Annotated in this window: 7 protein-coding genes; all 7 read left to right on the top strand. The window is 38.9% G+C overall.

All coding sequences use genetic code 11. The features are described from left to right. The coding region (locus AC1DRQ_RS25870; RefSeq protein WP_477428166.1) for an FtsX-like permease family protein at positions 1-1,575 on the top strand (1,575 nt) is incomplete at its 5' end. Positions 1,576-1,651: 76 nt separating this feature from the next. After that, positions 1,652-4,021, top strand: coding sequence for an ABC transporter permease (locus tag AC1DRQ_RS25875; protein WP_477428168.1), 2,370 nt, complete (start codon positions 1,652-1,654; stop codon positions 4,019-4,021). Positions 4,022-4,115: 94 nt separating this feature from the next. Continuing rightward, positions 4,116-6,515, top strand: a complete 2,400-nt coding sequence (locus AC1DRQ_RS25880) for an ABC transporter permease (protein ID WP_477428170.1) — start codon at positions 4,116-4,118, stop codon at positions 6,513-6,515. A 69-nt stretch (positions 6,516-6,584) separates the two neighbouring features. After that, positions 6,585-8,966 (top strand): ABC transporter permease, encoded by a 2,382-nt coding sequence (locus AC1DRQ_RS25885; RefSeq protein WP_477428172.1) that lies wholly within the window; start codon positions 6,585-6,587, stop codon positions 8,964-8,966. A gap of 308 nt (positions 8,967-9,274) precedes the next feature. Beyond that, on the top strand, positions 9,275-9,952 hold the full coding sequence (locus AC1DRQ_RS25890; protein WP_429392255.1) for an ABC transporter ATP-binding protein: 678 nt from the start codon (positions 9,275-9,277) through the stop codon (positions 9,950-9,952). A 40-nt stretch (positions 9,953-9,992) separates the two neighbouring features. Beyond that, entirely contained in the window at positions 9,993-11,417 is a 1,425-nt protein-coding gene (locus AC1DRQ_RS25895) for a TolC family protein (RefSeq protein WP_477428175.1), read from the top strand. Positions 11,418-11,620: 203 nt separating this feature from the next. After that, positions 11,621-12,223: a porin family protein gene (locus AC1DRQ_RS25900; protein ID WP_477428177.1), complete on the top strand. Its 603-nt coding sequence runs from the start codon at positions 11,621-11,623 to the stop codon at positions 12,221-12,223. Positions 12,224-12,547 lie beyond the last annotated feature (324 nt).

Consider the following 12,547-nt stretch of genomic DNA (forward strand, 5'->3'; position numbering starts at 1 on the left):
GATATGCACTTTAATGCAGAATTAGATGGCTATGCTGACAAAAAATATCTATGGGCATTATTTTTTATAGGCATATTCCTAATCATAACCGCCTGCGTAAACTTTGTAAACCTGGCTACTGCACAAGCTCTTAACCGGTCAAAAGAGGTTGGAATCCGTAAAGTACTGGGCAGTTTGCCTTACCAGCTTTTTTGGCAGTTTATTGCCGAAACTGCTTTAATTACAATTGTGGCGGTTATTGTAGCCATTGGTTTATCATACATCGCCCTACCCGCCATAAATCATTTGTTCCAATCAGAAATGGTGTTTAACAAAGGACAGCTATCGGTTTTTGTAATTCTTATTAGTATTATAGTGATCTTTCTGTCGGGTTCATATCCGGGCCTGGTGCTTGCAAGGTTTCAACCCATCCTGGCACTTAAAAGTAAACTTTCGCAAAAACATATAGGTGGGTTTTCTTTACGCCGGATACTGGTTGTAACCCAGTTCTCTATTTCGCAGATCTTAATTATAGGCACCATTATTATTGTATCACAATTGCATTATTCACAAACGGCCGATCTTGGATTTAATAAAGATGCGATAGTGTTGCTGCCTGTACCGCAAAACGATAAGGTAAAACTGAACACCATGCGTAACCGCATAAACGAAGTGCAGGGGGTTGAAAAAGTTTCCTATTGTTACAGGCCGCCTGCATCGCAATCAAATAATACTACCGGTGTTAATTTTAATCACCGGGCCGAGGAAGAGCACTGGGGTATTAATACCAAAACAGCCGATGAAAATTACATTGCCACGTTTGGCTTAAAACTGGTGGCCGGCAGGAACTTTTTTCCTGCCGATTCAACAAGGGAGTTTGTAGTGAATGAAACCTTTGTGAAAAAACTTAACCTGAAACCGAAGGATGTTATTGGCAAAATGTTGAGTATAAACGGGAAATCAACAACGGCACCAATAGTGGGTGTAGTTAAAGACTTTTATAATTATTCATTCCATGGTGAAATTTCGCCGGTGTGCATTATGCCTAATTATGGAGGATATTCAACCTGTGCTGTTAAGATCAATATGCACAATGCCAAAACGTCGTTGGCTRCATTCGAAAAGATCTGGAATGAAACTTTTCCTGAAGAACTTTATTCATACCAGTTCCTGGATGATAGCATTAACAAGTTTTATGAGATGGATAATATTTTGCTTACCCTTATCGAGGCATTTGCAGGTATTGCCATTGTAATAGGCTGTTTAGGCCTGTATGGCTTAGTATCATTTATGGCTGTGCGTAAAACAAAAGAAATTGGTGTGCGCAAAGTATTGGGCGCCAATATACAGCACGTTTTATGGCTTTTTGGCAAGGAGTTTACTAAGTTATTATTGATCGCGTTTGTAATTGCCGCCCCATTGGCCTGGTGGGCAATGACCAATTACCTGCAGGATTTTAAATATCGTATAACCATTGGCCCCGGTATTTTTCTGGCGTCCATATTATTAACATTTATTATTGCTTCTATCACGGTGGGTTATCGCTCCATTATTGCAGCACTGGCCAATCCGGTTAAAAGTTTAAGAAGCGAATAAGATTAAAAGCCCATGGCTTAAGGCTCAAAGCCGAAAGCTTTTAATATTTAGAAATTAGGTKTAGAGTTTTAAATGTATGATCAAGAATTATTTCAAAATAGCCTGGCGCAACATAATCAATAATAAAGTTTATAGCGCCATTAACATACTGGGGTTGGCGGCCGGGATGGCTGTAGCATTACTAATTGCGCTATGGGTTAATAATGAGTTTTCGTATGATAGGTTTTTGCCAGACTCAGACCGCTTATATCAGGTAAGGCGAAATTTTAACAGTAATGGAGAAACCCTCACATTTAGTTCTACATCACTTAAACTGGCTAATGCGCTCCGTAATAATTACCCTGAAATAGAATATGTAGCTCCAACTGATGGTATAGGCTCGCATGGACTGATGGTAGGCGATAAAAAACTTTACCTTAATGGCCCGCAGGTTGGTAGCGATTTCCTGAAAATGTTTAAATATACCATGTTGCAGGGAAATGCTGGGTCGGCGTTAAAGGACCCATACTCTATTGTGCTTACACAAGCTACTGCAATTGCCCTTTTTGGTAAAGTGGATGTGATTAACAAAGTAGTTAAAGTTGATAATGCCTATAATTTAAAGGTCACCGGTGTAGTGCAGGACATTCCTTCCAATTCATCACTGCAATTTAAATACCTTATACCATTCAGCCTTTTAGAGCAAACTCAGGCCTGGATGAAGAACTGGTATAATAGTTTTGGCGATAATGGATTTTCAATATATGTTAAACTAAAACCCGGTATAACTTATGCCCAGATAGCACCCAAAATAAAAAATATGGAAAAGGGTGAGGACAATACCAACGCTAAAAATTCTGATGTGATCATGCAGCCTATGCCGGATTGGCATTTATATTCCGATTATAAAAATGGCATAGCCAGTGGCGGCTTTATTGACTATGTACGCATTTTTAGCATTATTGGTATTTTGGTATTGTTGATAGCCTGTGTTAATTTTATAAACTTAACCACTGCCCGGTCTGAGAAACGTGCACGTGAAGTAGGTATACGCAAAGCCATCGGTTCACAGCGCAAACATTTGATCTTCCAATTTTTAACCGAGTCGTTATTGATCACCTTTATATCCTTTTTGTGCTCGGTACTTTTTGTGCAGTTAGCTTTGGAACCTTTTAATGCGCTTACAGGTACTATGATCCGTATCCCATTCGGCAGCATAACTTTTTGGCTGGCTATGATAGGCTGTGTATTACTTACGGCCCTTATTGCAGGCAGCAGACCGGCTTTTTATCTATCGTCATTTAATCCTGTAAAAGTTTTAAAGGGAACAATTCAGGTGGGGCGTTCAGCATCATTATCAAGAAAGGTATTAGTGGTATTGCAGTTCAGTTGTTCTATAACACTCATTATAAGTACCGTTGTAATTTACAGGCAGATACAATACGCCAAAAACCGACCGGCCGGTTTCAGCTTTGATCGATTACTAACTTCTAATATGAATAATGATCTTGGTAAAAATTATTCAGCGCTTAAAAACGACCTGCTTGGAAGCGGAGTAGTTCAAAGTATGACTAATGCTTCAAGCTCAGCCACCGATATTAATATGCACAATGATATTGAGCAATGGCCGGGTAAGCTTGCCGGTGAAACTGTGGAGATGGGGGTGATAACTGTTGCAGATAGTTATTTCGAAACTTTGGGAATGCGCATGCAAACAGGTAGGGATTTTATCAATTCACCGTCAGATACTTTAAATGTTATCTTCAATGAAGCTGCTATAAAACGTTTGCGTTTGAAAGAACCCGTCGGCCAGGTCATTACACATGACAGTAAACGGATGAAAATAATAGGAGTGATAAAGGACGCGCTAATGGCTTCGCCTTTTGCCAAAGCCGATCCTACTATGTTTTTGTATAGTGCATATCCGCATGATAATATTATTTATCGTCTGGCTCCAAATGTAAACCCACATAGCGCTGTCGAAAAGATCAGCCAGATATTTTCTAAATACAATCCGGCTTATCCTTTTATCTACAGGTTTGTTGACGATGATTATAACAGCAAATTTAGCCAGGAAGTATTAGTAGGTAAGCTATCGGGTATTTTTGCAGGCCTGGCCATTTTTATATCATGCCTGGGCCTGTTTGGGCTTGCAGCTTATATTGCCGAGCAGCGCACCAAAGAAATAGGTGTACGTAAGGTGTTAGGCGCCACAGTGAGCCAGTTATGGTTTTTATTATCTAAAGATTTCGTGCTGTTGGTGATCATCAGTTGTGTAATAGCGTCGCCGGTTGCATTGTACTTTTTGCAAAACTGGCTACAGAAGTATGATTACCGTATAAATATTGGCCCGGGTGTTTTCATCATTTCTGCAGTTGCGGCCATCGTTATTACTTTAATAACCATAAGTTTCCAGGCTATTAAGGCGGCAATTGCCAATCCTGTTAAGAGTTTACGAAGCGAATAGGTTATAAGCCGAAGGCTAAAGGCTCAAAGCCAAAAGCTTGTTGTAATATTTAGTATTTAGAGTTTAGAAATTAGGATTTACCATTTAAGATATCATGATAAAGAACTACATAAAAATTGCCTGGAGAAATATCTGGAAAAACAAGGTTTTTTCGGCTATTAACATCGTAGGCCTATCCGTTGGTATGGCTGCCTGCATTGTTATTATGTTGTTTGTTTTTTATGAAAAAAGCTTTGATAGCATGCACTCAAAAAACATTTACAGGTTAAATGAGGTGCAAAAGTTTGAGGGCATGGGAGCATCGCAAAAGGTGGCTTTATCTATGTTCCCGATGGGGCCAACTTTAAAAAGTGAATTCCCCGAAATTAAAAATTTTACACGAGTGCGCTGGCAGCAAAAGTTTCAGATTACCTATCAGCTGAAAAAAATATTTTCGCCACAGGTATTTTTTGTCGATTCGACATTCTTAAAAATGTTTGATTTTAAACTGCTGCGTGGCGACAGAGAAACTGCTTTGTTAAAACCTCACAGCGTTTTACTTACTGAGCAAACCGCAAAAAAAATATTTGGTAATGCAGACCCTATGGGGAAAACGATTACACACTATGGCAACGACACAACAAGTTACGCGGTCACCGGAATTTTAGCTGATGTTCCTAAAAATTCACAACTGCAATTTGATGCCTTGTTTTCGTTCAATACCATTTTTAACCCGCGAATGTTCACAAACTGGGGAGGCAACTGGTTAAATACTTATCTTGAACTTGCTCCGGGTACCGATATAAAAGTCCTTGAAAAGAAATTTCCAGCTTATCAAAAAAAGTATATGCGTGCAGATAATTGGAAATTTTACGAATTATTCCTGTTATCGCTTAAAGATGTTCATGCAAATGCTGCCGATATAGGGCTGGATTATATAAACTTTCAAAAATTCGATCAAAAACTTACTAATCTTTTTGGTGTAATTGCATTAATTGTACTGGTAATCGCTTGTATTAATTTTATTAATCTTTCTACAGCACGGTCGGCAGAACGGGCTAAGGAAGTTGGGGTTCGTAAATCTATAGGCGCCCAGCGTTTCCAGCTTGCCTTGCAATTTTTGGGCGAAACAGTATTGCTTTCCCTGATCGCCTTAATTTTTGCGTCCATATTGGTTGCATTTGCATTGCCTTATATAAATAACCTTAGTCAGCGCGATATAAGTTTGCCATTAATGAATAACGCTGGGCTAATCATGCTTATATTTTTAGCTGCTGTATTTATCGGGATACTTTCAGGCATTTACCCGGCAGTATTTCTGTCCTCCTTTCAACCCGTTAAGGTATTAAAAGGGTCTGTTGAGACCGGAAAAAACAAAGGGTCGTTGCGGAACATTCTTGTTGTAGGCCAATTTACAAGTGCTATTATATTAATGATCGCTACCATTTTTGTTATTAAGCAATTGCGCTTCATGCAAAAGCGCGACCCTGGTTTCAATCGCGATCAGGTAGTTACAATACCGTTAAATATGGTATCACCGGCTCAATATGACGTTTTAAAACAACAACTACTAACCAGCTCACTGGTACAAGGCGTTACTGGTGCGCAAGATATATTGGGCAGCCATCTTGATCAAACCGGTGTTGAGTTTAGAATAGGTGACTCACCATTGCGCACCTTAACCTCAACCTTATTGGTGGTTGATCATGACTATCTTGATCTTTATAAAATAAAACTGGCAATGGGCAAAAACTTTTCTTCGGAAAAATCGGCCCGGGGTAAAGAATATATTATTAATGAGGCTTTGGCTAAAGAACTCCTTAAAGATCATAAAAATACGCCCATGTCTGCTTTGATTGGGCAGCATTTTGGTTTTGATTCCACAGGTGTTATTACCGGTATTGCCAAAGACTTTAATTTTAATTCGCTGCATTATAAAATAGAAACCCTTTTTATGGTTAACAATAAGGATTTTGGCTTTAGCCAGCTATCAGTTAAAATAAACGGGGCCCGGGCGACGGAGGCTATGGACTATATCAGGTCAACCTGGATGAAGCAGCTTCCTGATCTGCCTTTTGAATATCAATTTTTGGACGATCATTTTAGCGAGGTTTATCGTGTAGACAGCCAGGTAAGTGCTGTAGTTAGCATTTTAGCCGGACTCATCATCATTATTTCCTGTCTTGGCTTATTCGGACTTGCTTCCTATTCGGCCGAAAAAAGGATAAAGGAAATTGGCGTTCGTAAGGTACTGGGAGCCACAGTACAAAACATTGTATTGTTATTATCAAGTCACTTTATAAAGCTTGTCCTTATTGCAAATATTATAGCCTGGCCTATAGCGCTATACGCTATGAATAAGTGGTTGCAGGGTTTTGCGTACCGCATAGAGATAGACTGGTGGGTATTTGCCATAGCCGGTGGAGTTTCGGTGATCATAGCTTTTGCAACAGTAAGTTTTCAATCAATTAAAGCCGCCACAGAAAATCCTGTAAAAAGCTTAAGAAGTGAATAGGATTTAAGCTAAAGTCAGAAAGCTCAAAGCAAAAAGCTTTTTTTTAGAAATTAGAGTTTAACCATTATCATGATAAAAAATTACTTTAAAATAGCCCTACGGAACCTTTGGAGGCACCGTGGCTTTTCATTTATAAACGTTGCCGGCTTATCAATTGGTATTACAGCTGGCTTTTTCATTTTTATGTATGTTGCTTTTGAGTTAAGCTATGATAAGTTTCATTCCAAAGCAGATCGTATTTATCGTTTGGTTACGGATATAAAAACACCATCTGAAACTATTAACGCGGGTATAACTTCCTGGGCTTTTGCACCAAACATTAAAGCCGACCTGCCCGAAGTTGAATCTTTTGTAAGAACAAGCGGCGGAAGTTTTTTGGTGAGGAGAGGAAATATCAAATTCCAGGAAGAGCGGTCAATGTTTGCCGATTCGGCATTTTTTAAAGTTTTTGATTTTAAATTATTACAGGGCGACCCTAAAACCGCGTTAAAAATACCCGCCAGCATCGTGTTTACTGAATCGACCGCTAAAAAATATTTCGGTAATGCAAACCCCATGGGGCAAACAGTACTGGTTACCGGCGATGCTGTGCCGGCAATAGTTACCGGTGTAATGAAGGATTTTCCTGAGAACTCGCAGATTAAGGCTGATATGGTGATATCTATGACATCCCTTACCCAAAAGTTTAATAAGGGGATAGATGACCAATGGGGAAATTTTGGTGCAACAACCTACCTGTTATTAAAGCCAGGCACCACTCAAAAGGCGCTTGAAGCAAAGCTGCCTGCTTTTCTTCAAAACCGCGATGGGGAAGGGATGAAAAAGAGCCAGATGTTTTATACGCTTTTCCTTGAACCTTTAAAAACTGTTTACCTATACTCAAAAAGGGGTGGACAGGAAACGGGCAGCATCAGCAATGTTTACATATTTGGTATAGTAGCCATATTTATTTTGCTGATTGCTTGTATCAACTTTATAAATCTTACCACCGCGCGTTCGGTTGAGCGGGCTAAAGAGGTCGGCATCCGTAAAGTAGTTGGTGCCGAAAGAGGTCAGTTGGCCAGTCAGTTCATAGGCGAATCGGTAGTGCTTTGTTTAATTGCCTTTATACTCACGCTTATATTTTCGGCTTTGCTGTTGCCTATGTTTAACCAACTGGCAGGTAAAACCATAAGTGCCGGTGTTTTTTCAAACTGGTACTACCTTACTATTTTGTTTGTTACTTCGGTTGGTATAGGTTTGCTTGCAGGTATTTACCCGGCATTGGTATTGTCGTCGTTTAAACCCGTTATGGTTTTAAAGGGACGGTTCTCTGGCAGTAACAAAGGGAACGTTTTACGTAAAACGCTGGTTGTTGCCCAGTTCAGTATATCCATAGCACTAATTATAGGCACTATTGTGGTTTATACCCAGATGGATTTTATGCGTAACCGCGATCTGGGTTTTAGCAAAGACCAAATGCTGGTACTCAATACTAATGATGACCCGGCAAAGGATGCTTTAAAACAAGCCATTTCATTGCTGCCCGGTGTAAAGTCAACCGCATCGGCTTCCAGTATCCCGGGTGGGGGCAACTCTGGCGCTTACTCTGAAATTGAAAACAAGAAAGGTGACCTGCAGATAGCTAACCTCGATCTCTATTTTGTTGATTATGACTATGTGAACCAGTTTAAAATAAAAATGGTTGCCGGTCGTTCCTTCTCGCGCGACTTTGGTACCGATACCGCTCAGGCCATGCTGATCAATGAGGCTGCTGTTAAATTGTTTGGTTATAGCTCGCCGCAGCAAGCTATAGGCAGGCGCTTTAAACAATGGGGCCGCGAAGGTAAAATAGTGGGTGTAATGAAAGATTTTCATTTCCGCTCATTACAAGAGGTGATAAAGCCATTAACAATGCGTATCGAATTGCGCAATCTCGACCTGATCACGGTAAAAGTATCACCTAAAAATTTATCAGCAACACTGGCGCAAATTGAAAATAAATGGAAGGTACTTATCCCAAACAGGCCATACAATTATTATTTTTTAGATGAGTTTTTTGACAGGCAATACCGCAGYGAGCAGCGCTTTGGTAAGCTGTTCTTTAATTTTGCCGTACTGGCCATATTTATATCATGCTTAGGTTTGCTTGGCCTTGCATCATACAGCACGCTGCAGCGTACGCGTGAAATTGGTATCCGCAAAGTTTTGGGCGCTTCTGTATCCGGCATTGTAAACCTGCTTTCTGTTGATTTTCTGAAACTGGTTATAGCATCTTTCTTTATAGCCATGCCATTAGCATGGTACTTTATGCATAAGTGGCTGCAAGACTTTGCTTATCGCATTGACATTAGTTGGTGGGTATTTGTTTTGGCCGGTATCCTGGCTATCATGGTAGCCATTGCGACTATCAGTTTTCAGGCCATAAAAGCAGCTATGAGCAACCCTGTTAAAAGCTTGCGGAGCGAATAGTCTTAAGCATTAAGTTCTAAGTCAAAATCGTTATCACCAACAGGTGCATAAGGGTTTTGACTTTTACTTTTGATTTAAGATTTTTTACTTAGAACTCAATACTTAATACTCATAACTCAAAAACTCCATTGTATCATAACCGTACGCTTCCTGTTACATAAGCGAACAGTATTTATACTGCATGTTTGATGTAATGTATTGATTATTAGAATATTAAAAGTTTGGTATATTATTGATACTTGATTGCCCAAAATGATTTGATATTTTTAAACAAAAACACATACTAATCAAAACCAAATATTTAAAAAATGTTATCACTCCAACATATTTCGAAATACTACCAGGTAAGCGGACTTAAAAATTTTGTACTAAACGATCTGAGCCTTGAAATTGATGAAGGCGAATTTGTTTCTGTCATGGGGCCATCGGGTTCGGGTAAATCATCATTGCTTAATATCATAGGCATGCTTGATGAACCATCAGACGGTTATCATTATTTTGCCGGCCACGCGGTACATCAGCTTAAAGAAAAACAACGCTCGGCACTGTATAAACAATATGTAGGTTTTGTTTTCCAGGCTTATCACCTGATTGATGAGCTCACCGTTTATGAAAACATTGAAACACCACTTATTTACCAGGATTTTAAGGGCACCGAACGCAAGGCCATGGTGGCCGATATGCTTGATCGCTTTAGCATTGTGGGCAAGAAAGACCTTTTTCCGGCACAATTATCAGGCGGGCAGCAGCAGCTGGTAGGCATTGCCCGTGCCCTGATTGCCAAGCCTAAACTTTTACTGGCCGATGAACCTACAGGTAACCTTAATTCTAAACAAGGAGAGGAGATCATGGAACTGTTCCGTAAGCTGAACAAAGAAGATGGGGTAACTATTATACAGGTAACACACTCCGAAAAAAATGCAGAATACGGTTCGCGTATCATTAATCTTTTGGATGGTAAAATCGAATCTTCAAAACAACTCTGATTATATAATAATGCGATACTTTAAATTTATATTTTTTAGTTTGATTGCACTTTCTGCCATTAAAGCTCAGGCTCAGGTCCAAACTCAAACTCAGGTACTAACAGATTCAGTGCTGTCCGTAAAGCAATGTGTTGAAATTGCTATAAAAAATAACCTGGTGGTAAGGCAAAGTGAATTGGATATGCAGCGCTTGCGTGTAGGCTACATCCAGGCAAAAGAAAACCTGTTACCATCTATTAACGGCCAGGTAAATCATAGTATTAATAGTGGACGTAGTATCAATCCATTTACCAATAGTTATGTAACCCAGTCATATACTTCTGGCGACTACGGTTTAAATGCCGATTTAACGCTATTTAGCGGCTTGCAAAATTTAAATGCAATTAAACAAACATCATTAAATTACCAGGCAGGTAAAATGGATTTCCAACAGGCAAAAGACCAGGTGACCATTAATGTGATAACCGCTTATCTTTTGGTTTTGGATAATACCGAGTTATTGGCCCAGGCTTATAACCAGATTGATGTATCAAAAAAACAAGTTGAAAGATTGGAGATCCTGGAAAAAGAAGGCGCCAATAAATTACCTTCAGATCTGTATGACCTTAAAGGTACTTATGGCGATAACCAACTTAATTTAGTGACTACTAAAAACACGCTTGAGGCATCAAAACTAAACCTGATGCAGATCTTAAATTTACCCTATAAAAAAGACCTAAAGCTGGAGCCGGTAAGCGTTCAGGATGTGGCTAAACAGACAGATGAAAACTCTGACCAGATATTTAATACTGCTTTACAACAATTAGCTTATGTAAAAGCAGCAGAGTTAAGACGCCGTGGTGCCGAAAAGGGGGTTAAAGTGGCTAAAGGTGCACTAACACCTACTATCTCATTATTTGGGGGGATATCTACTAATTATTCAAGTGCGGCACAAAATTCTGTAGTAAGAGATTCTTCTATTGTGAACACCGGTGGATTTATAAACACACCCACCGGTCCACAATCTGTTTTTACGAAACAGGCTAACTTTGACAATCATAATATAGGCTATTACGATCAATTTAAAAATAACTACGGCACTCAATTTGGCATTCGTTTAAATATTCCAATATTAAACTACTTTCAAAACCATAACAGGGTAAAACTGGCTAAAATTGATCTTTTAGAATCTAAATATATAGAAGAAAACACGAAGATAGTTTTACGGCAAAATGTTGAACAAGCCTATTTGAACATGACATCAGCCTATAACAGGTATAATGTACTGGTTGATCAGGTTAAAGCCTATGCTGAATCGTTCAGGACGGCCGAAATAAGGTTTAACGCAGGTGTATTAACATCAGTTGACTTTGTGGTTGCTAAAAACAACCTGGATAAGGCTAATATAAACCTGATTAACGCCCGTTATGACTGTTTTATTTATAACAAGATCCTTGATTATTACCAGGGACGGTTAGCGTTATAAAAAAACAAGAATAATGCTGGTTCTGTAAAAAATTTATACTTTTATTTCAGATTTAGTTCTTGATATCCGGCTTATAATGTTTTATTTCAAATTTGTAAAACATTATGAGCCGGATATTGCTAATTAGTAGACATTTGTTTGCTTATGGCAAGTATCAATAAAAATCCAAAACATCTTTTACCTTAAAAACAATTAGAAAAACTATGAAAAAAACAATTATTTTAACATTAAGTATCTGCTTATTTACTATCGGCGTGGCGTCGGCACAAATAATACCAAGCTTTGCATTTGGTGTAAAGGGAGGTTTAAATTATGCTGCTTTCCCTTCAAACGGTATATTTAATAATAGTAACCGTGCAGGTTATTTAGCCGGTGTTTGGGCAAGAGTAGGTGGTTTGGGCTTTAATTTTCAGCCGGAACTTTATCTGACCAGTAAAAATATAAATGTTAGCGCACCTAATGAACCCGAAAATAAAGCCAAATTTACAAGCATAGATGTACCTTTATTATTAGGTGGTAAAATTGGTGCTTTGGGTTTAGGTGGCCGTTTTTATGGAGGGCCGGTATTTTCATTTGCAGTTAATAAAGATCAGAATTTAAGTAGCGCTGCCAGCGATGCGACAAAATTAGATTATAAAAGCGCCAATTACGGGTTCCAGGTAGGTGCCGGTGTTGACATCAGTAGCCTGTCAATTGATTTACGGTACGAGGGTGGCTTAAACAAAATCGCGTATGGAGATGGTAATTCGCACACGCGCGTTAATGTATTTAGCCTTGCCTTAGCGTATAAGTTGTTTTCATTGTAAGATTAAACTATTTGAGTAATACAAAAAAGACCTGCCATTTTGGGCAGGTCTTTTTTGTATTATATTTTTTAAACAATTCGCAATAATAGTATTATACTCATTGTACAGGTTACACTTAAATTTATTGACCAGATTACCGGGTAATAAACGGTATTCATATAACCTGAATGAAAAAAATATCTATTTACCATAGTACTGCTTTGCGTGTAAGCGTATGGACATTTATCATGCTGTTTACTGCCCAGGCAGCTTTATCACAACAAATTGATACATCGGCATCACCTGTAAGATTAAATCAAATAGGTTTTTATCCAAATGCAGTAA

Source organism: Mucilaginibacter sp. P4_E8 (assembly GCF_056401495.1).